Below are 26,976 nucleotides of genomic sequence, written 5' to 3'. Positions count from 1 at the left end.
AATTGTTTAATATAGATTTAGATAAATTAATATCTATTTTAAAATCAGAGTATGAGCTATATCAGAATATCTATAATTTAGCTAAAACTAAGAAAGAAGTTATAATCAACCGTGATATTGATCAGTTAAGAGAAATAGTCAAAAAAGAAGAGACTTATTTGACTAAAACAGCCAAGCTTGAAGAAAAAAGAATTGAAATTTGTAAAGAAAATTCGCTTACTGAGATATTAAAGACGGTGAATGCTCCTTATAGAACAGAACTAAATTTAATTAGAGATAATTTGGTTACTTTGTTTGAAGATTTAAAAAATATTAATTCTTTAAATAAAGAGCTACTTGATATATCTTTAAATCTAAATAATATGACAATGGCTTTTTTAAACTCTAATAATCGACGATTAACTTATGGTAAAAAAGGTATGGTTAGTTCAAATAAAGATCAACATAAACTTATTAACCATAAAGCATAGTTAAAAGTTATTATTTAAAGCAGATTATTAATTAGTTGGGGTGATAAAATGAGTTCAACCTTTAGTGGGATAGAATTAGCAAAAAGGGCTTTAGCTACTCAGCAAAAGTCTTTAGAAGTAGTAGGTCATAATATTGCTAATGCAAATAATGAGAATTATTCAAGACAAGTTGCTGTGCAATCAACTACAGATGCTTATGCTGCCCCTTCAGTGCATAATAGTGTTAATGCAGGGCAAATGGGTACAGGAGTTAAGGTTTCAGCTATTAAACGGATTGTAGATGACTATATAAATCAAAATTTAAGAAATAATCAGCAATCTTTAAGTAAATGGTCTACAGTAAGTGATGGTTTAGAATATATTGAAATGATTTTCAACGAGTTAGACTCTGGTGGCTTAACTTCCAATATGAATAACTTCTTTGATAGTTTCCAAGAGTTAAATAATAATCCAACAGATGCATCAGTTAGAGAAACAGTTGTGCAGAATGCAGTTACTTTAACCACTCAAATCAATCAGATTAATGATAGCCTTGCGACCTATAGAGATCAATTAGGTAGTGAAGTTGAAACCAATGTTAAAAAATTTAATTCTATTATTTCTGAAATAGCCGATCTTAATGCTCAGATAGCTGCAGTAGAAGATGGAAATACAAACGCTAATGATTTAATGGATAAACGTGATGCTAAGCTTGATGAATTATCAAAGTTAGCAGATATTGATTATAGCTTTAATAATAATCAAGTAAATGTTCGCTTAAATGGAGCTACTGTAGTGCAAGGAGTTAGTCAATTTGATCTTGAAATTACTGATCCTCTAGAAACAGCGACTACTACTATAGATGGTACTAACTATGGATTTGAATATTATACTTTTAAGGTTGGGGGAAATGAAGTAGAGGTTAATGGCGGTAAAATTGGTGGGTTGCTCCAACTTAGGGGTGATGATCAATTAAAAGAAGGAAATTTTGATGGTGGTATTATTGGCTATAAAGTAAATAATTTAGATGAACTAACTAGAGAGTTAGCACAAGAGGTTAATGACCTTCATCAAACAGGATACGACTCAAATGGGAATCCCGGTGTAGATTTCTTTGTATTTAATGGTAGCACTGAAGCTGGTAATATGGAGGTTAACCAGTTATTAATTGATGATCCAAATCAAATAGCAGCTTCTTCTGCCAATGATGAGGAAGGTAATGGCTCTATTGCTTTGAAGATTGCTCAGTTAAAGGATAAAGAAGATGCTGTTAATGGAGAGGATAGCTTTAGTGATTTTTGGCAGACTCAAGCTAGTGAATTGGGAGTAGATATTGATAGAGCAGCACAGATGAAATCTAACCAACAAATATTAGTAGATGATTTGCAAAGTAGAAAAGAAGAGCAATCAGGGGTATCATTAGATGAAGAAATGACTAAAATGATTCAATATCAACAAGGATATAATGCTGCAGCAAAAATCATTTCTACTATAGATCAGATGATAGATACTTTAATTAATGGGATAGGAAGATAGGAGGAAGATTTATGACTAGAATTACCAATAATATGATTATTAATAATTTTAGGGGTAACTATCAAAATAATGCTCAGCAATTAAATAAGTATATGAATCAAATCTCTACTGGTAACAAATTTAATAAAATTTCTGAGGATACTATTGCTGGGACTAAAGTTTTAGACTTGAAATCAACTATTAAATTTAGTGAGCGATATGTTGAAAATGCTAATGATGGAATTTCATGGTTGAATATTACCGACCAAGCCCTATCTGATACAATAACTACTTTACGATCGGCAAGAGATTTAGCTGTTCGAGGTGCTAATGGTACGATGACTGATGATGACCGTGAAAAGTTAAAGGCTGAGGTAGACCAATTAAAGGATCATTTGTTACAAATATCCAACTCTTCTTATAATGGACTATATATTTTTAATGGCACTAAGACTAAAACTGAGCCATACCAATCTGCTAATACAGATACCCCAGCTAATTACTTAGCAAATGGAGCAATATCTACTAGTAAACTTAAGCGGGAAATATCTCCGGGTACTGTTGTTCCTATCAATGTCTCTGGTAGTGAGGTAGGTTTTGAAGATATGTTAGCTGATTTAAACAAACTTAGTACTGCTTTAGAAAGTCCAACTGATACAGGTGAAATTGAAGCTTCCATTGATCGAATAGATCAACATATTGATAGTGCTTTATCTGCTAGAGGAAGGGTTGGAGCTATTCAAAATCGCTTAGAATTTACCAAGGATAGGTTAGAGAGTGAGAAGATTAATAATACTCAAATTCTATCAGATACTCAGGATGTTGATATGGCTGAAGCTATTACAAATTTAAAAAATGCTGAGAATGTTTATCGAGCTTCACTGTCAGTAGGAGCACGGATAATTCAGCCTACTTTAATGGACTTCTTAAGATAATCAATCTTTAAGTGATGTGGGTGATTTAGATGAGAATTCCTCAACTTCAAATTAATCAAAGTATGGGACAGATTGGAATTAGGTGGCAAAGGGGTAGCTTTGATATGGAGGTTTCTTCTGCCACAATAGAGATAGATTATGGTAATCCTAAGCCTTTTCAAATCTTGGCTCAACCTCAGATTGATCAGCCGCCTGCTAAATTAACAATAGATAAGACAGAATTTTTAGAGGATGTTCAATTTAGAAAGTTTAAATCTCTAGTTAAGCATTTAAAAGGTTTAGCTAAAAAGAAGATAATTCAAGGGACAACTGAGATAGCAAGTGAAGGTGATCAGTTAGCTAAAATTGAAAATAAAGGGAATATGATAGCTCAACTAGCTAAAAAAGAGTTGGTTGAGGATAAACCCAATATAACTATTAAATCTATTTCTCCGCCTGATATTAAAGTGAAAACAAACACTATTAGTGTAAAATTTAAACCTGCGAATATAGAGGTTAAGAATAATTTCTCTTTTCCTAAGGTTAAAGCCAGCGGTGATCAAGTGGATATTTATTTAAAGCATAAGGGAAAATTAGAGATAGAGGTAGTTAATAATGTAGATTATCATATATAAGTTTGAGTATTTTAAATAAGGGGGTTGGAGAAATGAAAATAAAAACTAGAAACTTTGGTATAATAGATATTGAAGAAGATAAGGTTATTGAATTTAAAAAACCCATACTAGGGTTTGAGGATTATACTAAATTTACAATTATAGATAGCTTAGATGATAACCTCTTTTATTGGTTACAATCATTAACAGAGCCTTCTTTAGCTTTTATTATGGTCAATCCTTTTAATTTTGTAGATAATTATATTATTAATTTATCAGAAGGATTTCAAAATCAATTAGAGCTTAACTCTGTAAAAGATGAAGAAATAATTATTAATACTTTAGCTACCGTAGGGAAAAGTGATCTCAGTATTAATTTAAAAGCACCTATTATTATTAATGCAAAGAATAAAATTGGAGGACAAATTATTTTGGAAGATGACTATCCAAGTAAGTATTATCTTATTAAAAAGGGGTTAGAAGAATAATTAGGTTAGGGGGCGAAAGATTATGTTAATTTTAACTCGTAAAAAAGATGAGAGTATAATTATTGATGATAATATTAAGATTAAGGTAGTAGAATTAGATAATAATCGAGTCCAAATTGGTATTGATGCTCCTGAAGCCATAACTATTTATCGTGAAGAAATTTATCAGCAAATTCAAGAAGAGAATAGGTTAGCAGCTACTTTTGAAGATAAATTTTCTCTTAATTTATCTGATTTATTGAAAAAAGAGCTAAAAAGGAGAGAAAAGGCTAAAATAGATAGTAATTAAGCTTTATTTTGATCTAATCTCTTCTAATCTATTATTCTGGATGACTTATATAATTAATCATTTTAACTTTTTTACGATAATAATAATATAGAATAATTAGCACAATTAGATTTAAATTTAAATCTAATTGTGGTGATTGTTCACTAATTATTTTATATCAGTGGCCACATATAAAATGTTAATTCTGAACAATACACTATATTCAAAGAAAGCAAGGATGCTTTCAAAAAAACCAAAATATCAAGGAGGATGATTTTTAATGAGAATACAGAATAATATCAGTTCAATGAATGCTTTAAGAAATTTAAATGTTAATAATAGCTTTATGAACAAATCTATGGAGAAATTATCTTCAGGTTATAGAATTAATCGTGCTGCTGACGATGCTGCAGGATTAGCTATTTCTGAAAAGATGAGAGCTCAAATCAGTGGTTTAAATCAAGCTCAAAGAAATGCACAAGATGGTATTTCTTTAATTCAAACTGCTGAAGGTGCTTTAGGTGAAGTTCATAACATGTTAAGAAGAATGAGAGACTTAGCTGTTCAAGCTTCTAATGGAACATATACTAGTGCTGATAGAGGTAAGGTTCAAGCTGAGGTTGAGCAATTAATTGCTGAAATCAGTGGTATTGCTGGTAGAACTCAATTTAACGGAATGACTTTACTTGATGGAACTAAAACAAGTGCTTCTTTCCAAATTGGTGCTAACAAAGGTCAAATGATTTCAGTTAGCTTACAATCTATGAGTGCAGGTTCTTCTGGTTTAAATGTTGGTAGTGTGTCTGTAAGTACTGCTAGTACAGCACAAGCTGCACTTGATAGTATCGATGCTGCAATCAGTTCAGTATCAGGTTTCCGTGCGAAATTAGGAGCTGTTCAAAACAGATTAGAGCATACTATTAAGAACTTAGCTACTACTGAAGAGAATTTACAAGCTTCTGAATCTAGAATTAGAGATACTGACATGGCTGCTGAAATGTCTAAGTTAACTAAAACTCAGATTCTTCAACAAGCAGGTACTGCTATGTTAGCTCAAGCTAACCAAAAGTCTCAAAGTGTATTAAGTCTTCTTGGATAATTAAAAGGACTTATGTGAGCCGACCGGCATATTTGTCGGTTGGCTTTTTTAATAAAAGGAGGTGGAAAAAATGGGGATTAGTTTAGGTGGATTTAGCGGGTTAGATACAGATAGTATTATTAGTCAATTAATGTATATTGAGGAACAACCCCTTAGAAGTCTGCAGCAAAAACAAGTAGATATAGGTAAACAAATTACAGCTTGGCAAAAGATTAATACTACTTTAGATACCTTTAAGAGAAAAGCTGAAGATTTAGAAAGTGTATTTAGCGAAATGTCAGTATCTACTAGTGATGATGATAAAAAGTACTTGTCTGCTACTGCTGAATCTAATGCAATTTCGGGAAGTTATGAGGTTGAGGTAACTAGTTTGGCAAAGAAACATACCCTTACTTCTGGTTCTGCAGTTGCTGATAGCCCCTTTAGCACATCTGGTTCCATTACAATAGGAATTAATGGTAGTAGTTTAAATATAGATGTTACTTCTAGTACAACTTTACAGGATGTGGCAGAAGCTATTAATAAAGCAACTGTTGATCATGATGGTGATGATGCAACTAACGAAATTCATCTTGCTGAAGCAACAGTAGTTGAAGGACGTTTGATTCTTAAATCATCTGATGAGGCAATTGTAAATAATGATGTCACAAAAGATAATAAATTGACCCTGTCAGATGGGGGTTCTGGATTATTAGCTGCATTAAAATTAGATTCTTCTTCTGCAGATCCTTTAGTACAGCCTATAGAAGAAGCGCCTGCAGCAGCGGTGTTTACTGTAAATGGAATAGATATAACAGGAAGATATACCAATAAAGGGTTAGATGATGTTATTGAAGGTTTGACTTTGAATTTAGAAAAAGAGCATCTAGTAGGAGAATCAACTACTATAACAATAGGTACCGATAAAGATGCTATGAAGAGTAAGATTAAAGAATTTGTTAATCAATACAACTCTATAATAGATATGTTAGAAACCTATGGCCATCCTCGCCAAGAGAATATAGAAAATGGAGAGCAGGGGGCTGCTGTTTTAAGTGGAGATGCTAATTTAAGTACAATCCAATCTTCCTTATATAATGCTGTAATGTATCCTGTTAATGGTGTTATTTCTGAAGAGTTTGTAGGTTCTAAAGATACCCGTCCTTTATCTCAAGGAGGAAACTTAAAGATAACTACTACAAATTATGATGGAACAACATCTTCTCAGACTATTGACCTTAGCGATACTAGTCTAACATTGGATGGTATTGTAAATAAGATTAAATCTGCAACTGGAATTGATGCTAGAATTATTGAGGGTATTGAGGGAAGGTTAGTAATAGAAAGTACAGACTCTAGCATTTCAGAGATATCTTTATCAGGTAGTGATTCTAGTGTTTTAAAGGATTTAGCATTACCTCAAGGTCTTCAAAAAAATACCGTCTCATTAATTGGAATTGAGATGGATGAAAAAGGTAAGCTATCTATTAATGAGAGTAAGCTAGAGAAAGCTTTAGAGAATAATCTATCTGATGTAGATCAGTTATTTACTAAAATAAAGTATAATATTAAAGCGGAAGTAGATAAAGCTACAGGGTATTTTAAAGCTGCTAATGGTAAAGAATATCAGGGTTATGTAAAAGGTAGTATTGAAGGTTTGCAAAATCAACGAAAGTATGTTGATGATGATATTGAGAATTTAGAGAGAAGATTGGTTTTACGCGAAGAGAGACTTAAAGCTAAATTCACACAAATGGAACAGCTTATATCCCAAATGCAAAACCAAGGGAATTGGTTGTCTGGAATAACGGGATCAATGGGGTCATATTAGTTAGGTAAATAAATCTTCTTTTGTTTCAAAAATAACTTAGGATTTTCCTAAGTTATTTTTGAGTGAACTAGATAGGAGTGGGGATATGTTAGAAAAGAATCTTGAAATATTAAAAGAAAGATATCCAGAAAGTTTTCAGGCTTTATCAGAAAATACACAAAAGGTTAACTTCAATATTATTGATGCTAAAAATGGAGATAAGACAGCAGAAGTACAAGTTGGTGATAGCTTTATTTTAGTACACAGTAAATATGACCCTAAAAGAGAAGCAGAAAGAATAGTAGAAGAGATAAATTTAAATGGAGTAAGTTCTATAATAGTTCTTGGTTTTGGATTGGGTTATCATGTTGTTAATTTGTTTCAGAAATTGAAGGATAAAGATATTAAGATTTTTGTAGTAGCAACTACTCCTTTGCTGTTTAAAGAAGCCTTAAAGTATCAAGACTTTACTGAGTTATTTAGTAGTGATAATTTTTATTTGTTATTAAGTAATAAAATTAATAGTAACGAATTAATTGCCTTTATTGAAGATAATGTTGATATGGTTTTTGAAAATATAGCTGTGTCTTTTTTGCCTTCTTTAGTTAAGTATGCTAAGGAAGATTATGGAATTATTATGGAGAGTTTAAAATATATATATAAGATCTTAGGAGCAAACAAGTATACAGTAACTAATCGTGGAGGAGAATGGGAGAGTAATTTGCTACAAAATTTATATTTGTTCCTTACAAAACCAGGTATTAATGTTTTACATGGGACTAGTCAAGATAAACCTGCAATTTTAGTAGCTGCAGGACCATCTTTAGACAAAAATATTGATCTATTAAAAGAGGTTAAGGGTAAAGCTTTAATAATTGCAGCTGATGCAGTATTAAAGAAATTATTAAAACATGATATTGTGCCTGATATTGTAACTGTTATTGATGGTTATAAACATATATTGAAATATTTTGAAGGTTTAGATTATAATAGGTTAAATGATGTTGTTTTAGTTACATCCCCCCAATTTTATGGACACGTAATAGAAGAGTGGCCAGGTCCTGTAGTCTTTAGCCCAGGGTATGGTGTTGGAGAAGAGATTATAGGTTGGGTAGAGAGCTTTAGTGATTATAAAGGTAGAATACCTACTGGAGGTTCAGTTGCTCATTTGAGTTTTGGGTTAGCTTGCATTCTAAAAGCAGATCCAATCGTCTTTGTAGGCCAAGATCTTGCCCTTACAGGTGGTGTAACCCATGCATCTGGTAGTGACTATAGGAAGAGTCTTAAAGAACAATTTAAAGATACAAACAGAAAGTATTATAAGATAAAAGATATTAATGGAGAAGATGTATGGACGAGGGATGATTTCTATCTATTTCTAGAATGGTTTAATAAATTCATTAAAGATTTAAAAGATAATGGAAATCAGACAGAATTCATTGATGCAACAGAAGGTGGAGCTAGAATTGAGGGAACAGAGATAATGACCTTAAAAGAGGTTATTAATTTATACTGTCAAGAGAATAATAATATAAATAAAGAGGTTTTAAATAAAATTAATTCTTATCAAGTTAAGTGGAATAAAGATATTATCTTAGAATTTGAAAAAGTAATAGAAGATGTTAAAGAAATTGAGGTTCTAGCTAGAAGAGGACTTCAGTTAATTGACCAGATACTTGATAACCAGTTTTCTGAAAAGATTAAAGAATTTAATTCACAATTAACATTGATTAATAATCAAATTAATAAATTAGGTAATAATGTTATGTTCTTTGAATCTCAAATTTATGATATATATAAGGACATAAGATTTGAAGTTGAAAATAATATGGAAATTTTAAATAGATTAGTAACTTTTTATAATAAATTAATTGAGGGAAGCAATAATTCTCTTGAAATTTTAAATATTCATTATAAAAGGTTAATTGACGAGGGGGATAAATAGTGAAGATAACTGTTTTTGGAGTAGATATTGATTTAAAAGAAACAGAATATAAAAATGTAGGGGATATAATAGATACTATAGAATCTCAAGGTGCTATAGTTGTAGAAGTAATAGCAGATGAAGAAGATATTACTAACTTTTCTGCTGCAGAACTAGAAGCAATTATGCCTATAAAAGATTTAAAAATAATAGCTAAAAGTAAAAAAGATTTGATAATTGATAGTTTAGAGGAAGTGGAGAATTATATACCTCGACTTATTGAAGGTATAGATAATATTGTTAAATTATTTACTCAAGGGAATGAACCAGAAGGATATCAATTGTTAATGCAATTATTTGAAGGTATAGAGTGGTTAAATATGTTATTGGGTCATATGGAAAAAGATATGCAGATAAACGAAATGATGTTTAATATTATAAATAAAGCTGAATTTGTTGATCAATGGCAAAATTCTATAGAAGAATTGCTAAGTGCTATGGAAAATCAAGATACAATATTTTTGAGTGATATACTAGAGTATGAAGTAACACCTGTGCTAAAGGATTACTTTAACTTAGCTAAAGATTTAAATATAAAGCTAAGTTAAAATAAGAAGAGTAGGGGATTTTATATGAGAAGTATTTATAATAGCAATTTAAATTATCTTAACCTTAATATTAGAAATAAGCTAAATAAAATAAAGTTACCAGAAGATTTAGAGCTGATTACAACAAAAAGCCAAGATTTAACTATTAAATTATACTTGGATAATAAAGAATTATTTCTCCATAGTAAATATGACCCTAAAAAAGAAGCTGAAAGATTTATTAGTGAATATAGATTAGATCAATACGGTTCTTTAATTTTAATAGGCTTTGCCTTAGGATATCATGTAGAAACTATATTAAATAAATTAAAATCAGATCAAAGATTAAAGATAGTGATTACTAATCCTTATATCTTTAAAGTTGCTTTGGAGAATAGGGATTTAACTAATATTTTAAAAGATGAAAGGTTAGAGATGATTTTAGAATTAAACCCTGATGAACTTATTAGTAATTTGAAAAATTCTCTTGAAAATTTATCATCTAAAAATAGTAAATTATTAGTTCACCCTCAATCTCTTAAATCTATACCAAAGGAAATGATCTTCTTAAAAGATATTTTAGAGGAGATAAAGATCAGTCAGTATAATAATAAACGATTAAAATCTGCTATTAGAGATAATATTATTAATAATATTGATTTTATCGATGTTAGTGTAGGGGTAAAGTCTTTTAAAAATGCCTTTATTGACAAGCCCATATTTATTGTAGCAGCAGGTCCTTCTTTAGATAAAAATATTAGTAGGTTAAAAAAAATAGGAACTAAAGGAATAATAATTAGTGTTGATACGGCACTTACAGTCTTAACAAAAGAGGGTATAAGTCCAGATTTTATTATAAGCAATGAGCCTAATGAGAGGATTTATAAAATGGTATTTAAGAATCTTCCTAATATGGATATACCTTTAGTTTATTCTTTAGGAACAACATCAAAGCTTATCAAGAATTATAAGGGGCCTAAAATTCTTGGGCTATCTAAAGATGACTTATTAACAGATAAGATAGAGAAATTTATAGATAAGGGCAGAATAAAGACAGGAGGAACTGTAGCAATTGCAGCCTTAGATTTCGCTTATAAATTAGGAGGGAATCCAATTATATGTGTAGGGCAAGATTTTGCTTTTGCTGAAGATGGAATGACACATGCTTCAAGTACTTTTTATGGAAATAGAAAGAAGGATAAGTCCTTACTAAGAAGGATAGAGGGAATTTATGGTGACTTTGTATATACTGATACTAATTACTATCTGTATTTAAGAGAATTTGAAAGATATATTTCCACGCAATCAGACCGTATATATATTGATGCTACAGAAGGTGGAGCTAAAATTATTGGAACAGAGATAATGACTTTATTGAGTGCTATAAATAATTTTTGTAAAGAATTTATTAATAAAGAAGAAATTATAAATAATATAATTCAAGCTCATAATTTTAGAGAATATAATACTCATATTGAAGAGATAAAGAGAATTATTAAGGAAGAAATATAGACTTTTAAATAAATTGTTGGAAGGTGTTAACGATATCGTTTAAGAACATCGTTTTCAAGCAATAAATTACTAATTTATTATAGATATGATCTAAAGTAGGTAGATAACTAAATCTTAACTTCTATTACAATAATATATTAAAGGAGTATTAGTATATATATAGAAATATTTATATGACAAAAGTCGATAATATTCATCTTTTTAAAAGATGATGAAAGAATTTGATGATTTGATAGAAAAGGAGTTGCTTAGATGCTAGAGGATAAGACATTATTAGTTACAGGCGGGACAGGCTCTTTTGGGAAAAAATTCACTGAAATCATATTAGAAAGATATAATGTTAAAAAGATAATAATCTTTAGTCGTGGCGAATTAAAACAGGCTGAAATGAGAGCTGAGTTTGGGAATAATCCTAAATTAAGGTTTTTCATAGGTGATGTTAGAGATAAGGATAGACTTTATCGTGCTTTTGAAGATGTTGATATTGTAATTCATGCGGCAGCTTTAAAGAGGGTGCCAGAGTGTGAGTATAATCCTTTTGAAGCTATCAAAACTAATGTAATAGGAGCTGAGAATATTATCAATGCTTCTATAGATAAAGGTGTAGAAAAGGTAGTTGCACTTAGCACTGATAAAGCTTGTAACCCTATTAACTTATATGGTGCTACTAAATTATGTTCAGACAAATTATTTATTTCTGGGAATGCTTATGCAGGGCAGAAAGATACTAGATTTTCTGTAGTTAGGTATGGGAATGTAATGGGAAGTCGAGGAAGTGTAATTCCTTTCTTTAAGAAGATGAAAGAGACAGGTCTTTTACCAATTACAGATAATAGAATGACTCGATTTTGGATTACTTTAGAAGATGCTGTAGATATGGTTCTATTAGCTCTAGATAAGATGGAAGGTGGGGAGATATTTGTACCGAAAATTCCAAGTATGAGAATTACAGATTTAGCAACTGCTATAGCACCTGAATGTAAACAAGAGATAGTTGGAATCAGACCTGGTGAAAAACTCTATGAATCTTTAATCAGTGAAGCAGATGCTAGACATACTTTAGAATTCGATAATTATTACATTATTCAACCTCAATTTAATTGGTGGGGTGCTGATAGGCATAAAGATGGACAACCTATAGCAGAAGATTTTGAATATCGAAGTGATACAAATAAAGAATGGCTAACTATTGAAGAGATGCGAAAATTTGTAGATAAAATGTAATTATTCATTAGCTAATGAATAATTACTGTTAATCTAGGAGGAATAATAGTGACAAATAGATTTATTCCATACGGAAAACAATGGATTGATGAAGATGATATTCAAGCTGTGGTAGAAGTATTAAAAAGTGATTATTTAACTACTGGTCCAACAGTTAAAGAGTTTGAAGAGAAGTTTGCAGAGTATGTAGGCGCTAAATATGCAGTAGCTGTATCAAATGGAACTGCTGCACTTCATGCTGCTTCTTTTGCTGCAGGGATTAAAGAAGGTGATGAAGTTATTACAACTCCTTTGACCTTTGCAGCATCAGCTAACTGTATCTTATATCAAAATGGAGTACCAGTATTTGCAGATGTTGACCCAGATACATATAATATTAATCCTGAAGAGATAAGAAAAAAGATTACTAGTAAAACCAAGGCTATTATCCCAGTCCATTTTACTGGACAACCCTGTGATATTGATGAAATTCATCAGATAGCTAGAGAATACAATTTAATCGTAATTGAAGATGCTGCCCATGCTTTGGGAGCTAGATATAGAGGTAAGAAGATTGGTGGATTAAGCGATATGTCTATCTTTAGCTTTCATCCAGTTAAGCATATTACTACAGGAGAAGGTGGGATGATAACCACCAATTCTAAGGAATTATATAATAAATTAATACAATTTCGATCTCATGGGATAACTAAGAATGAGGATAATTACATAAACGAAAGTCATGGTAGCTGGTATCATGAACAACAGTTTTTAGGATATAATTATCGAATGACTGATATCCAGGCTGCTTTGGGAGTTAGTCAACTTAACAAGAGTGATAATTTTTTAGAAAGAAGAAGAGAGATTGCTCAAATCTATAATCAAGAATTAAAGGATATTGAGTGGATTAAGTTGCCCTATCAGGAAAGTGAAAGAGAGAGCTCTTGGCATTTATATATAGTACAGATAGATGAGAAAAAATTGGACAAAAGTAGAAGAGAAGTCTTTGATTATTTAAGAAAGGAGGGATTAGGTGTTCAAATCCATTATATACCTGTTTATTGGCATCCTTATTATGAAAAGTTGGGATATAATAAGAAACTTTGTGAGGTTGCAGAAAGAATATATATAAAAGCAATTAGTCTTCCTATATACCCCAAAATGGATGATATAGATATAGATAGAGTTATAAAAGTTTTATCTTCTATTTAAAGTTATCTTTTATAAATATAAAGGTGGTATTATTATAAATGGATAAAGATAAAGTTAGGCAAATTTATAAGTTGGGAACTTCATATTTAGGAAAATTAGATTATAATATAGATGATAAATCTGAAGAATTTGTTTTGAGTGCATTAGTTAATTCTATTAGAGAAGAAATTAATGAGATATCTAAAGAAGGGGAGTCTTCTTTTTCTGAATTTATGAATTTTATAAATATGTATTCTGACAAGGCGATTTCTATTTTTGGAGCTGGTAATTTTGGAGTGAGTATTTTAGATTTTATTCAAGACTTTAATTATAATAATAAAACAAATATTCAAATTAAATTTTTTTTAGATAATAATTCTTGCAAATGGGGGGAAGAACTCCGTGGAATTAAAATTTTAGAACCTAAATTAGAAATTTTAAAGAGTGTAGATAGAATAATTATAGCATCTACTTGGAAAAAAGAGATTAAAAAACAACTTTTAAAAATGGGAGTAAGAAAAAATAAAATTATTTCGATTTTTTAGAAATGAAATTAATTAATATTTTAATAACAGTATAAAAATATTAACATAATTAGTTGAAAATATAAATTTAGAAGAAAGAAGTTTGTTGAGATCAAGTGACAACAAATAAAATCCAAACTACAAACAAAAATGCTGATGGAGTTTTAATTACAGGTAAATTCAAATTAGAGCTTGCTTATAAATATTTGCTTCTGGATCTTCTATACATAGTTAGATTAAACTTTATAGATAAATAAAGAATAATGGAGATTCTACTATTAATAATAAATATTTTTAGATTAAAAAAATAAAAGCTTTTTAAAAGCATATTGGGAACGATATTTTTATGCAAGAGAATAATTCTATATTATAACAGTAAGTTTAAATGAAGAAACTATAAAAAACATTATAAGTTATATATTTAAAGTTGGAGAATTTATAGACAAATCTATATTTTTTTGTAGTTTTTAGATCAGAATATCACTTTTAGTGGTCAAATTATTTTATTAATTGGAGTTGGTAGTTATTAAATTTATAATTTTTTTATTTAGTTGAGGTTGTTGAATAACTAAATTTTACAAATGGTAAAATGAAAAAGTCGCCCGTTTCTGGTATCATGTAAGTGTGAACAAACAAATTCTAGAAAGGACGACTAACATGATTATACCATTTGATGAACTAAAAGAAAACCCATTTAATAAACTTTGTGATAAATTAAGTATTATTTATAATCACTCTGTTTCATCTTCTGATGAAATAAGAAGTGGTAGGCCTAAGAAATACACAGATTTACAGATAATAAAGTGTAAATTATACATGGTTATGAACAAAATCTATTGCTTAAGAGAATTAGAATGGAAACTATCTAGCGACCTTATAGCTCGTAGTATAATTGGTTTAGCAAAGGTTCCAGATCATTCAACATTTTGCATTGGGTTTAATAAAATTGAAAATAGAGATTTCGATAAATTATATAAGATGGTTGTTCTATTATTGAATCCTGATACTAGAATATGTTCTATTGATAGTATTGCTTTAAGAAGTTCTCGAGTTTTTACAAAGGATATAAGTTACACCTAATTTGTTCAAATGATTCTATTCCATTATCTTTTGAGATCACTACAGCTAATGTGTGATAATACTTATAGTTGTTGTAATAAATTAATCAAAGAACTAAATAATTATAGTGTTTTTATGTTATTAGGTGCTGCATATGATAGTGTTAATCTATTTAACCTATCTGATCAACTAGGCTTTAGCCTAGTCACAGATGTAAATTACAGAAACGCTAAGTCTATAGATACCTTTAAAGATAATTGTAGAATCCAAAATGCAATTTATTTTAATTCTCCTATGGGACAACAAATATTTAAAAATAGACTAATAATTGAATAATTATTCTCTATTTTAAAGAAAAATATAACTTAGAATCTCCTAGATTACTAGATTATATGGGCTTAAGAAATATAAATCTCATGTTTCTTGGATTTATTGTTATATCTAATTGAAAAATTAATTGAGCTTCATTGTAAAATTAAATTGAACTAAATAAAAAATTAATAAAAAATACCCATAGTGGACCAAACTGTAATATAATTAAATCACCACAAAATAACTAATTACAGGAAGGTGCACACTATGGACTACTTAAATGATACACCAAAATCTCAAAAAAATAAACACTTAAATGCTTATGAACGAGGTCAAATTGAATTATTACATTCTCAAGGTTTGTCTGCGTATGCTATTGGAAAACGCTTAGGCAGAGCTTCTAATACAATTAGAAATGAACTAAAGCGTGGTACAGTCTCTCAAATTAAAGGAAATAAAACTGTTGAGATTTATTTTCCTGATGTTGGTCAACGTGTTTATGAATCTAATCGTAAAAATTGTGGAACCAAATTTAAACTTTTACAATGAGAAGAGTTTATAGAGTATGTTATAGAATTATTTTATGAAAAAGAACAATCTCTTGATGCTATTTGTGGTGTAGCACATCTTCACAATATATTCCCAAAATCTGAGATGGTATGTACTAAAACTTTATATAATTACGTTGACGCTGGATTACTTTCAATTAGTAATATTGATTTACCATTGAAAACTAAAAGATCTTCAAAATCAGGACGCCTTAGGCGTCATAAAAAGAAACTAGGTAGAAGTATAGATGAACGTCCTGAAAGTATTAATGATCGCAGTGAATTTGGTCATTGGGAAATTGACACTGTCATTGGTAAAAAGAATAAGAATGATTCAGTTCTACTTACTATGACAGAACGTATGACTCGAAAAGAAATCATTCGTAAAATTACCGGAAAGACAGTTGAATCAGTTCAAAATGCCGTACTTAAGTTAATCAATGAAGCTGGAGAGTGTTTCTCAAAAGTATTTAAAAGCTTCACTTGTGATAATGGCTCTGAGTTTGCTGAGATATCATCAATAGAGCAAATTGTTGATACTAAAGTTTATTTTGCACACCCGTATTCATCAGGTGAAAGAGGCACTAATGAACGTCATAATGGTCTTATAAGACGTTTTATTCCTAAAGGTAGGAGTATAAGTGAATACTCTGTCAAAGAAATTGCTAGGATTCAAAACTGGTGTAATACTCTACCAAGAAAAATCTTAGGTTACTTGACACCTGATGAAGCATTTGAAGATCAGTTAAGAGATATTCTATATGATTGATCAACCAAATTATTACAGTTTAGGATTAGTTCAATTTATTATTGCAATTTAAGAAAAATTAATTGATAAAGATAATGGTATTATAACTAATACTTTTCCATGGATTAGATAAATTAAAAGGGTATTTCTGAAATTTAAAAGTTTAGCTCAAATTAATTATTCAATAAGGTATTAGTTATATGGTTTATTTTTAATTAGGGGGATTAGTAGGATGAAATTAAATAGTTTATTAAAATTTGAGGAAGATAACCCAGAAGTTATGAATTTCAAATTTAAGCATGATAATATTTTAATATGGCCTCATATAAGGAGAAAGGTTTATCAACATATTATTGATAGTAAATTAGATTTACAAATATCTCATGCTCCAATGGGCGATTTTAAATTTTCAGATTTAATCGATTATAATTTAAATACTGTTGCCTTTAATCCTTTTGAGAATCAAGGATTGGAGTTTGATATAGTAATGTTTAGTGATGTAAGAAATAATATTATACGAAAAGATGAAAAATATTTTAATATTATACATGATTATTTTGCTTTACAATTTAGTAAGAATACATTAATTATAGAAAAGTCATATAGGAGAAAATATAAGTTGCCTAGATATTTTGAAAATGTTAAATTTTTGGACATTATAGATTTTTTAGTTGCATCAAAAATAAAGGATGTTAAAGTAGAGAAACAGGATGAAGAAGAAATTGTAAAGTTTATTAATTTTTTAAAAATGAATTTAAAATTTAATATTAATAAGAGTATGTGCAATAATATAAAAAATGAATTAATTATTTTATCTAAAAAACTTAAATTTTACCATCTTTACTATAAAGTTTTATTTCTTATTTTAAACCCAAAGATTATATTTTTGAAGTGTGCTAGTTATGGAGATAAAGGCTATCTCATTAAATGGGCTAAAGATTTTGGAATAAAAGTTGGAGAGTTTCAACATGGAATGATATCTAGAAATCATAGTGCTTATAATTATGGGGATAATATTTTTTATAATCTAGATTATAAAAAATATTTGCCCGATTATCTGCTAACATATGGAGATTATTGGGGTGAAAATATAAAAATTCCTGTAAATAAGATTAGTATTGGTAATCCTCATTTTTATAAAAAACTAGAGAAGTATAAAAATAGAGATCAAAATAGTTTAAAAAATAAAATTCTTATAGTTTCTCAAGGTTCTGTTACAAACAAATTAGTGAATTTGACTAAAAATTTATCTTATTTACTTAAAAATCAGGATGTTGAAATTATATATAGGTTACATCCAGGAGAAATACCCTTTCATGATAGGTATACAGATTTGCAAAAATTAAACAATGTAACTATAAATGATTCAGGAGATATTTATGATTTAATATATCAAAGTAATAGTATAGTTGGAGTTTATTCAACTACACTATTTGAAGCCATCGGCTTTAATAAACCTATATTTATCTATGAACATGAATTATCTAACATGCATATTCCAATGGAAATAGGAGAAAGATTTAAAGATGCAGAAGAACTTTATGAAATTTTGAACAATAATAAAGTTAATCCAACAGGAAATGTTGGATATTATTGGGAAAAGGATTGGAAAAATAATTATAAAAATTTCATTAATAAAATTTTGTAATAGATCAATTAAGTTTATCTGTAACTCTAAATTTTAATAATAAAAGTAGGTGGTAGTATATGAATGAAGAATTTGAAAAAGTTCCTTGTTTAATTTGTGGTATATTTGAAAGCGATTTGCTATTTAGTAGCAATAAAGGTGAAAATAAAGACAATCATGTATCACTATATGTTTCGATATGCCCTGAATGTGGCTTGGTATATTTAAACCCTAGATGGAAAAAGGATAAGTATTTAGAATTCTATTCTACTCAATATGATGATTATTATAGAAATGCGATATTCAAAAATGGAACAGAAAAAATGCGTTATACAATTACTGAGCTTGTATGGAAAAGAATTTCTAATTATGTTACTGATAAAGTTGGTTCAGTTTTAGATATAGGCTGTGGTATGGGTTGGTTTTTAAAATATATTCATGAATTAGATTCAAATGTTTCTATAACTGGAATTGAAACATCAGATTACTGTGTAGATAATCTTATTAATAATGTTGGTGCTAGAGTATTATCTCAAGATATTGATTCAGATTGGCATATAGGTAATAAAGGTAAATTTGATTTGATTATAATGAGGCATGTCCTAGAACATTTTCTTAATCCTATAAAAGTACTTGAAAAAGTAAATCATGTATTAGCAGAAGATGGAATATTATACATAGCTGTTCCTGATATGATGAATCCCAAAGGTTCATTATACAACTATTGGTTTAGAGTAGTCCATGCTTATTATTTTTCTAAAACAACATTAATTAAGGTTTTAGATATCGCAGACTTTAGACCTATAAAGATTAATTCAAATAACTCAGAAATTTGGGGGGTATTCAAAAAAGGAAGTAAATTAAAAAACTATAATTCAAATTATATAAAACAAATGAAGATTATTGATGATTATCAAGGCTAATTATACAAATAAACATGGAGGTAACATATGATAGATAATAGAGAGGTTCTATCAATTATTTTAGCTCGAAGTGGTTCAAAAGGAATTTCACAAAAAAACATAAAAAAGTTAAAAGGTAAACCATTAATTTCCTATACAATAGAAGAAGCTATCAAATCAAAATATATTGACAGAGTTATTGTATCGACAGATGATTTTGAAATAAGAAAAGTAGCAAAACAGTGTGGTGCTGAAGTTCCTTTTATAAGACCTAAAGAGTTAGCGACTGATGAAGCAACCAGTGAAGATGCTATGATTCATGCTATTAATTGGTTAAAACTAAATGAAAAATATAAATCAGATTATGTAATATTATTACAACCAACTTCTCCATTAAGAAAAGTACAAGATATAGATGGAGCAATTGAAAAATTTGCTAGGAGTAATGGTGATTCTCTATTGGGACTATGTGAAGCTAATAAACATCCTTACTGGATGATGGAAGTTAAAAATGAAGAGGCTTTTTATTTTATCTCTGAAATAGGTAAATACACTCGAAGGCAAGATTTGCCCAAAATTTATAACATTAATGGTGCTATTTATATAACCAAAACAAAATTATTTTTACAAACTAAATGTCGTTGGTGTGGGAAAATAATACCTTATGTAATGCCTAAAGAAAGGTCTATAGATATTGACGATATGTTAGATTGGAAGTTAGCGGAATTACTACTAGAGGAGGGGAATAGATGAAGTTTAGTCAAGAGATAAAAATTGGGGGTAAGATTATAAGCGAAGATAATCCATGTTTTATTATTGCTGAAGCTGGTGTAAATCATAATGGTGATATTAATTTAGCTAAAAAGTTAATTGATATATCTGTTGAAGCTGGTGTAGATGCAGTTAAATTTCAAACTTTCTCGACTGATAGATTAATTTTAAAGGATACTGAAAAAGCGGAATACCAGAAGAAGAATACAGAATCCCAAGAATCTCAATATAATATGTTAAAAAAATTAGAATTAACCTTTGAAGATCATAAAACTTTGGTTGATTATTGTAATGAAAAGGGGATAATTTTTCTTTCTACTCCTTATGATGAAGAGAGTGCCGATTTATTAGATGAATTAGGAGTAGACGCTTATAAGGTAGCTTCTACTGATACTACCAATTTACCTTTCTTAGAATATCTATCTAAAAAAAATAAACCTATAATTCTTTCTACGGGAATGTCTTATTTAAGTGAAGTTAGAAAAGCTGTTGAAATCTTTGAAAGAAATAGTGTAAGAAATCTAATTTTATTACATTGTATATCTAATTACCCTGTGGCTTTTGAAAAAGCAAATTTACTTTCAATAAGAACCTTAGAAGATGAATTTAAAACTCTAATTGGTTATTCTGACCATACATATGGGGTGGGCGTTGCTCCTTATGCTATTCCATTAGGTGCTAAAGTAATTGAAAAGCATTTTACTTTAGATAAAAAATTACCTGGACCTGATCATAAAGCTTCTTTAAATCCTAAAGAGTTAAAAGAATGTGTGCAGTTAATTAGGAAGGTTGAGAAAGCTATGGGAAATGGTATTAAGGTACCTATTTTAGAAGAAAAAGCTGTTAAATCTTCACTACAGAAAAGTTTAGTTGCTAAAGCTAATATCTCTAAAGGACAAGTATTAAATAAAGAAATGTTAACCTCTAAAAGACCTGGAACTGGTATTTCACCATTATATATTGATGAGGTAATTGGAAGAAAAGTTAAAACTGACATTCCCAAGAATGGAATAATAGAATATAGTATATTAGAGGATGAATAACAATGGGAGAGGTTATTGTTATTGGCGCAGGAGGACATGCTAGAACTATAGGTAACATTTTAAAGTTAATGAATAATATTAAAATTATTAATTTTATAGATTGTTTTAAGAAAGATAATGAGAAAATAGTCAATAAAGATGTTATTCAGGTGGAAAATATAATTACGTATATTCAGAATCAAAAAATACAGGATGTTGTACTTGCCTTAGGGGACAATAAAAAGAGAGAATACTATTTTAAAGAGCTTAATAAAAGAGGTTATAATTTTCTTAATGTAATTCATCCCACAGCAATTATTGAGGATAATGTTAAGTTAGGGAATGGTGTAGTAATTGGTGCAGGGGTTATTCTGGGGGCAGAGGTTATAATTAAGAATAATACTATTATAAATAATGGGGTTATAGTAGACCATGAATCTATTATAGGTAATAATGTTCATATTGCCCCTGGGACTAAAATTGCTGGTAGAGTAATTATTGGTAACAATACTTTTATTGGAGTAGGAAGTAGTATTATAGATAATATTTCAATAGGAAAAAATGTTATAGCTGGTGCTGGCTCGGTGATTATAAAAGATATAGAAGACAATGCAAAGGTAGTGGGAGTACCTGCTAAAAGAATCTAAATTAGGGGGTGTATTATATGACATTATTTGTATCAACAGCTTGGTCGGAATATAATGAAAGAAATATTAAAGATAAAATTGAAGAATTTATATTAAAAGGTATAATAAATATAGAACTAAGTGGTGGTGCAGATTTTTATGAGGGAATAGAAAGTGATATTTTAGATTTAAATGATAAATATAATTTAAATTTTATTTTACATAATTACTTTCCTCCCCAGAAAGAAGATTTTGTATTAAATATTGCATCAGAAGATGAAAATAATTTAAAAAAGAGTATAGATTTTGTTAAAAAAAATATTAACTTAGCAAGCAAATTTAAAAGTCGGTTATACACTTTTCATGCAGGTTATGCTAAGAAACTTAATGTTACTAGTAAGGGATATTTTAAACCTGATCCCGGAAAAATTGATTGGCAAAAGACTTATAATACTTTTTATAAATCATTAGACGAAATATTATATTTTGCTACAAAAAAGGGAGTAAGAATAGGGATAGAAAATTTATTTCCTTTCAATGAGCAAGAAAACTATTCGATTATGTGCACAATAAGAGAGATTGAAGAAATGCTATTTAGGTATAAAGACAATAAATATTTAGGATTATTAATAGATTTTGGCCATTTAAATGTTGCAGCTCATTATATGGGTTTTGATAGAGATAAAGCTTTAGATTATTTAATAGCTGAGTATAGGGACAGGATTTTTGAAATTCATATATCTGATAATGGTGGGAGTAAAGATGAACATTTGCCTATATCAGAGAATGGATGGCAGATAAAATTAATAGAAAGATATGAATTATTTGACAAGCCGATTGTAATTGAAGGAATGGATTTATCATTTAATTTAATAAACAAAATTTCTAAGAGAGTTTAGAGTGTTATAGGAGGGCAATTATGAAAAAAGCACTTATCACTGGAATTACAGGACAAGATGGGTCATATTTAGCTGAATTTTTATTAAATAAAGGATATGAAGTTTATGGAGTAAGAAGAAGATCAAGTACATTAAATATAGGGAGAGTTAAGCATCTATATAAAGACTTGCATAAAAAAGATGCTACTTTCTTTTTGCCTTATGGTGATTTAACCGATACATCTAATATAGTTAGGCTATTACAAGAAATTAAACCAGATGAAATTTATAACTTAGCAGCTCAAAGTCATGTTAAAGTGTCCTTTGATGCCCCTGAATATACAGCTGATGTAGATGCTTTAGGAACTTTAAGGATTTTAGAAGCTATTAGAATACTAGGGTTAGAAAATAAAACAAGATTTTATCAAGCTTCAACTAGTGAGTTATATGGTAAAGTGAGAGAAACCCCTCAGACAGAGAAGACTCCCTTTTATCCAAGGAGTCCATATGGTGTAGCTAAACTCTATTCATATTGGATTACTAAAAACTACAGGGAAGCATATAATATATTTGGATGTAATGGAATTCTATTCAATCATGAATCTCCTAGAAGAGGAACAACTTTTGTGACAAGAAAAATTTCCTTAGCAGTAGCAAAAATTATAAATGGATTACAGGAAAAGTTATACTTAGGTAATTTAGATGCTAAGAGAGATTGGGGTTATGCAAAAGATTATGTAGAGGCAATGTGGCTAATGTTACAGCAAGAAGAACCAGACGATTTTGTGATTGCCACTGGAGAGACTCATACAGTAAGAGAATTTGTAGAAGAATCATTTAAAGTAGCGGGGGTAGAAATCCAGTGGAAAGGTAAAGGGGTAAATGAAAAAGGATATGATAAAAAAACGGAAAAATTATTAATAGAAGTTGATCCATATTACTTTAGACCAGCAGAAGTAGATGTTCTACTAGGGGATTATTCAAAGGCAAAAAAGAAATTAGGCTGGAGTCCTAAATATAAATTTAAAGATTTAGTTAGAATAATGGTAGAATCTGATTTGGATAAGGTAAAACAAGGAAAACTATAGATATGAGGTGATACTATGAGTGAATTTATACCTATAGCTAGTTCTGATTTAACTGGAAATGAACTTAAATATGTCCAAGAGTGTATTGAAACAAATTGGATATCTTCTAAAGGGAGATTTGTCAAAGAGTTTGAAGAGGGTTTTGCTAAATATTGCAATAGTAAGTATGGGATAGCTACTTCTAATGGAACTACAGCTTTACATTTAGCATTAGAATCTTTAGGGATAGGTGAAGGGGACGAAGTTATTATACCAAATTTAACTTTTGCTGCTACAATTAATGCAGTTTTATACACAGGAGCTATACCAGTTTTAGTAGATATTGATGAAAACAGTTGGAATATTAACGTAAAAAAAATAGAAGAAGGTATAAATAATAGAACTAGAGCGATCATTCCTGTACATCTTTATGGACAACCTTGTGATATGGATAGACTAGTTGAGATTGCTAATAAATATAATTTATATATTATTGAAGATTGTGCAGAAGCTCATGGAGCAGAGTATAAGGGTCAGAAAGTAGGGGGTTTTGGAGATATAGCCTGCTTTTCTTTTTATGGGAATAAGATAATTACTACGGGTGAAGGTGGGATTTGTCTTACAAACGATAAAAGGTTAAATGAAAAAATGAGAATACTAAGAGATCATGGAATGAATCCAAAGAAAAGATATTGGCATAAAGAAATTGGGTATAACTACCGAATGACTAATTTACAGGCTGCTATTGGATTAGCTCAATTAGAGAGAATAGATGAATTATTAATAAAGCGTAGAGAGATAGCAAGGAAATATGATGCAAATTTAAAAGAGATGAAAGGAATTATTACTCAAAAGAGTTTTAAAAACAGAGATAAAGTTTGTTGGTTATATTCTATATTAATTGATCCAAATAATTGTAGTATATCTAGAGACAGACTTATCAAAGAATTATTAAATTATAATATAGATAGTAGACCATTTTTTTATCCTTTAAACAAAATGGATATATATAAAAAATATGGTTTTGATAATAATCTAGAAATTTCTGAACAAATATCTTTACAAGGTATTAATTTACCTGTATTAGTAGAAATGAACGAAGAAAAAATTAATTATATTTCGAATATAATTAATAAAATTTGTTGTGAAAACCTAATATAATAGTTAAAAATATACTTAGAATGATTACAATAAATTTCTAATTTATAATTAATATAATGAATATTAATAAAAGGTGGGATTATATTGTTTAAGTGGTTTAAAAGAAAAATTAATAACTTCAGAAAGTTTATAAGATATAACGTTAAAAGATCATATTATAATTATTTGGTTAGGCAACAAGCTAAAAAGGTTGGAGATAATCTAAAAGTAAATTATAAGTCAAGCGTTACTCCTAATACGGTTATGGGTAATAATGTTAATTTTAACGGTCTAATTATGAGAGGAGATGGGAAAGTAACAATAGGTGATAATTTTCACTCCGGACCTGATGTTTTGATGATTACTAGGATTCATAATTATGACACTGGTAATGCTATTCCTTATGACAATACTTATATTAGGCAGGAAATAATAATTGAAGATAATGTCTGGTTAGGGGCAAGAGTTATAGTCTTAGGTGGAGTTAGTATAGGAGAAGGTGCAATTATTCAAGCTGGTAGTGTAGTAACAAGTGATATACCTAAATATGCTATTGCAGGGGGGCATCCAGCTAAAGTTTTTAAATATAGAGATATAGAGCATTACCAAAAATTAAAGTCTGAAGGCAAATTCCATTGATATTAAATAATTTCTATTTTGGGAGGTATATTTATGGCAGTAGATTTTATTATAGTAGGAGCTATGAAAGCTGGAACAACAAGTTTAGCTTTTCATTTAAATAATCATCCTGATATTTATATTCCTCAAAGAGAACTTCATTTTTTTGATAATGAGGATAATTATAAAAGAGGATATAAGTATTATTTAAGTTTGTTTGAATATGAGGGTGAAAAGGTTGTTGGCGAAAAAACTCCGACATATAGTTATTTGGATAAAGTTGCCGAAAGAATTTATAAGTTTAATCCTAATCTAAAGATAATATGGATATTTAGAAATCCTATAGATAGGGCTTATTCAAATTATTGGCATGCTGTGGAAAAAGGAGCCGAATATTTAAGCTTTTCCAAAGCAATAAAGAAAGAACCCAATCGTATAAAAACAGATATTTGGAAAGGATATCTGAAAAGAAGCATATATGTGGAGCAGGTAGAAAGATATCTTCAATTTTTTAATAAAGAACAAATGCTTTTTTTATTATTTGAAGATTTTATGAATCAACCTGAAAGGGAACTAAAAAAAATATGTAATTTTGTGAATGTTAATGCAGATAAGTTTGAATATATTGAGGAAATTCGTAATAAAACAACTGTACCTAGATCAAAGATAATATTATGGTTATTTAGAAAAATATTTGGTTATAAATCAAGGTTATATAATATTACATATAAATTAAATACGTTTGGAAAAAAGGCAGGTTATCCTGCTCTCTCTAATAATATTAGATTAGAATTAAGAGAATATTTCTCAGACTATAATAATCAGTTAGAAGAATTAACGGGATTAGACCTTAGTGTTTGGAATGGTTAAGCAATAGTGAATAATATTTTAATTGATAATATATAGAATATGAAAAAGAATTTAAATTTATTTTGCAATGAATTAAAATCAAAACCTATTTTGACACTGACTTTCACAGACTAAGTTCAGACTTAAATCCTTTAGTAATTTTCGTTATTTATTATGTTTTAGTCTGTGTTAGTATGCGTCTAATAAATTCTTTTGACTTTAGTTCTTAAATGATTATGAATATTTAAGTTCTAGATATATAATATAAAATCTTTATTGGTTTCTCTATATATCACTTTCTAAAATATATTGGAGATATTAATATTACTTTATTAAATATAGTAAGTCTTGATAAGTTCGAATAAATGAACCAATAAATGTATAAGTTTATATTTGGTGTTAGTATAAAATCATGGATACACTTAGTTGAACATTATAAAATATAATTAAGAAAGGGTGTGTCCATATGTGATCAACAGGTAAAAGATATACTGAAGATTTTAAACAAATGATAATAGAACTTTACCAATCAGGTAAATCTAAATCAGAGCTTTCTCGTGAATATGGTGTTTCTAGAACTTCTATAGATAGCTGGATTGAACTTTATACAGAAATAGATATTGATGAAGATACTACTGTTACTTATAAAGAATTATTAGCTATAAAGAAAGAAAATGAAAAATTGCTTCATTGTAAAATAAAATTGAACTAAATAAAAAATACCCATAGTGG

General features: G+C 29.1%; 24 protein-coding genes and 3 pseudogenes. All 27 read left to right on the top strand.

Features of this window, described 5'->3' with window-relative positions; all coding sequences use genetic code 11:
• Positions 1-2: 2 nt before the first annotated feature.
• Positions 3-470, top strand: coding sequence for a flagellar protein FlgN (locus U472_RS03570; RefSeq protein ID WP_068715586.1), 468 nt, complete (start codon positions 3-5; stop codon positions 468-470).
• A gap of 48 nt (positions 471-518) precedes the next feature.
• Positions 519-1,985: a flagellar hook-associated protein FlgK gene (gene flgK / locus U472_RS03565; protein ID WP_068715585.1), complete on the top strand. Its 1,467-nt coding sequence runs from the start codon at positions 519-521 to the stop codon at positions 1,983-1,985.
• 11 nt (positions 1,986-1,996) lie between these two features.
• A complete protein-coding gene (gene flgL, locus U472_RS03560; protein WP_068715582.1) occupies positions 1,997-2,899 on the top strand; it encodes a flagellar hook-associated protein FlgL in 903 nt (300 codons plus the stop codon).
• A gap of 29 nt (positions 2,900-2,928) precedes the next feature.
• Complete coding sequence (locus U472_RS03555) at positions 2,929-3,513, top strand: DUF6470 family protein (RefSeq protein ID WP_068715580.1); 585 nt, start codon at positions 2,929-2,931, stop codon at positions 3,511-3,513.
• 32 nt (positions 3,514-3,545) lie between these two features.
• A complete protein-coding gene (gene fliW, locus U472_RS03550; protein WP_068715578.1) occupies positions 3,546-3,980 on the top strand; it encodes a flagellar assembly protein FliW in 435 nt (144 codons plus the stop codon).
• Between the two features lie 22 nt (positions 3,981-4,002).
• A complete protein-coding gene (gene csrA / locus U472_RS03545) occupies positions 4,003-4,269 on the top strand; it encodes a carbon storage regulator CsrA (RefSeq protein ID WP_068715576.1) in 267 nt (88 codons plus the stop codon).
• A 259-nt stretch (positions 4,270-4,528) separates the two neighbouring features.
• Entirely contained in the window at positions 4,529-5,347 is an 819-nt protein-coding gene (locus U472_RS03540) for a flagellin N-terminal helical domain-containing protein (RefSeq protein WP_068715574.1), read from the top strand.
• A gap of 70 nt (positions 5,348-5,417) precedes the next feature.
• Positions 5,418-7,157 carry a flagellar filament capping protein FliD gene (gene fliD, locus U472_RS03535; protein ID WP_068715572.1) on the top strand — a complete coding sequence of 580 codons (1,740 nt, stop codon included), beginning with the start codon at positions 5,418-5,420 and terminating at the stop codon, positions 7,155-7,157.
• Positions 7,158-7,242: 85 nt separating this feature from the next.
• Positions 7,243-9,081, top strand: coding sequence for a motility associated factor glycosyltransferase family protein (locus U472_RS03530; RefSeq protein WP_068715570.1), 1,839 nt, complete (start codon positions 7,243-7,245; stop codon positions 9,079-9,081).
• Entirely contained in the window at positions 9,081-9,668 is a 588-nt protein-coding gene (locus U472_RS03525; RefSeq protein WP_068715569.1) for a DUF8042 domain-containing protein, read from the top strand. The genes U472_RS03530 and U472_RS03525 overlap by 1 nt, the downstream gene beginning before the upstream one ends.
• 24 nt (positions 9,669-9,692) lie before the next feature.
• Positions 9,693-11,159, top strand: coding sequence for a motility associated factor glycosyltransferase family protein (locus U472_RS03520; RefSeq protein WP_068715567.1), 1,467 nt, complete (start codon positions 9,693-9,695; stop codon positions 11,157-11,159).
• 252 nt (positions 11,160-11,411) lie between these two features.
• Positions 11,412-12,383, top strand: a complete 972-nt coding sequence (gene pseB / locus U472_RS03515) for a UDP-N-acetylglucosamine 4,6-dehydratase (inverting) (RefSeq protein ID WP_068715565.1) — start codon at positions 11,412-11,414, stop codon at positions 12,381-12,383.
• Positions 12,384-12,431: 48 nt separating this feature from the next.
• A complete protein-coding gene (pseC, locus tag U472_RS03510) occupies positions 12,432-13,574 on the top strand; it encodes a UDP-4-amino-4,6-dideoxy-N-acetyl-beta-L-altrosamine transaminase (RefSeq protein ID WP_083189730.1) in 1,143 nt (380 codons plus the stop codon).
• A 38-nt stretch (positions 13,575-13,612) separates the two neighbouring features.
• Positions 13,613-14,098 carry a hypothetical protein gene (locus U472_RS03505; RefSeq protein ID WP_068715561.1) on the top strand — a complete coding sequence of 162 codons (486 nt, stop codon included), beginning with the start codon at positions 13,613-13,615 and terminating at the stop codon, positions 14,096-14,098.
• 636 nt (positions 14,099-14,734) lie between these two features.
• Positions 14,735-15,625 (top strand): annotated as a pseudogene (locus tag U472_RS03500) (transposase).
• Positions 15,626-15,715: 90 nt separating this feature from the next.
• Positions 15,716-16,765, top strand: a pseudogene (locus tag U472_RS03495) (IS30 family transposase).
• A 211-nt stretch (positions 16,766-16,976) separates the two neighbouring features.
• Entirely contained in the window at positions 16,977-18,392 is a 1,416-nt protein-coding gene (locus tag U472_RS03490; RefSeq protein WP_068715559.1) for a CDP-glycerol glycerophosphotransferase family protein, read from the top strand.
• Between the two features lie 59 nt (positions 18,393-18,451).
• Positions 18,452-19,294 (top strand): class I SAM-dependent methyltransferase, encoded by an 843-nt coding sequence (locus U472_RS03485; protein ID WP_068715557.1) that lies wholly within the window; start codon positions 18,452-18,454, stop codon positions 19,292-19,294.
• 27 nt (positions 19,295-19,321) lie between these two features.
• On the top strand, positions 19,322-20,026 hold the full coding sequence (locus U472_RS03480) for an acylneuraminate cytidylyltransferase family protein (protein WP_068715555.1): 705 nt from the start codon (positions 19,322-19,324) through the stop codon (positions 20,024-20,026).
• Positions 20,023-21,087 carry an N-acetylneuraminate synthase gene (neuB, locus tag U472_RS03475; RefSeq protein ID WP_068715553.1) on the top strand — a complete coding sequence of 355 codons (1,065 nt, stop codon included), beginning with the start codon at positions 20,023-20,025 and terminating at the stop codon, positions 21,085-21,087. The genes U472_RS03480 and neuB overlap by 4 nt, the downstream gene beginning before the upstream one ends.
• Positions 21,088-21,089: 2 nt before the next feature.
• Positions 21,090-21,713, top strand: coding sequence for an acetyltransferase (locus tag U472_RS03470; RefSeq protein ID WP_068715551.1), 624 nt, complete (start codon positions 21,090-21,092; stop codon positions 21,711-21,713).
• Positions 21,714-21,730: 17 nt separating this feature from the next.
• Positions 21,731-22,591: a sugar phosphate isomerase/epimerase family protein gene (locus tag U472_RS03465; protein WP_068715549.1), complete on the top strand. Its 861-nt coding sequence runs from the start codon at positions 21,731-21,733 to the stop codon at positions 22,589-22,591.
• A 17-nt stretch (positions 22,592-22,608) separates the two neighbouring features.
• The gene (gmd, locus tag U472_RS03460) at positions 22,609-23,658 is read left to right on the top strand and encodes a GDP-mannose 4,6-dehydratase (RefSeq protein ID WP_425415763.1); all 1,050 of its coding nucleotides are present in this window, start codon (positions 22,609-22,611) and stop codon (positions 23,656-23,658) included.
• A gap of 15 nt (positions 23,659-23,673) precedes the next feature.
• Positions 23,674-24,798 (top strand): DegT/DnrJ/EryC1/StrS family aminotransferase, encoded by a 1,125-nt coding sequence (locus tag U472_RS03455; protein ID WP_068715545.1) that lies wholly within the window; start codon positions 23,674-23,676, stop codon positions 24,796-24,798.
• Positions 24,799-24,882: 84 nt separating this feature from the next.
• Positions 24,883-25,416 (top strand): acyltransferase, encoded by a 534-nt coding sequence (locus U472_RS03450; protein WP_068715543.1) that lies wholly within the window; start codon positions 24,883-24,885, stop codon positions 25,414-25,416.
• 33 nt (positions 25,417-25,449) lie between these two features.
• Complete coding sequence (locus tag U472_RS03445) at positions 25,450-26,265, top strand: sulfotransferase family protein (protein WP_068715541.1); 816 nt, start codon at positions 25,450-25,452, stop codon at positions 26,263-26,265.
• A gap of 460 nt (positions 26,266-26,725) precedes the next feature.
• A pseudogene (locus U472_RS03440) lies at positions 26,726-26,956 on the top strand (transposase); the annotation flags it as partial.
• Between the last annotated feature and the right edge of the window lie 20 nt (positions 26,957-26,976).

Source organism: Orenia metallireducens, assembly GCF_001693735.1.
GTDB lineage: Bacteria > Bacillota > Halanaerobiia > Halobacteroidales > Halobacteroidaceae > Orenia > Orenia metallireducens.
This window is presented reverse-complemented; position numbering and strand designations above follow the sequence as displayed.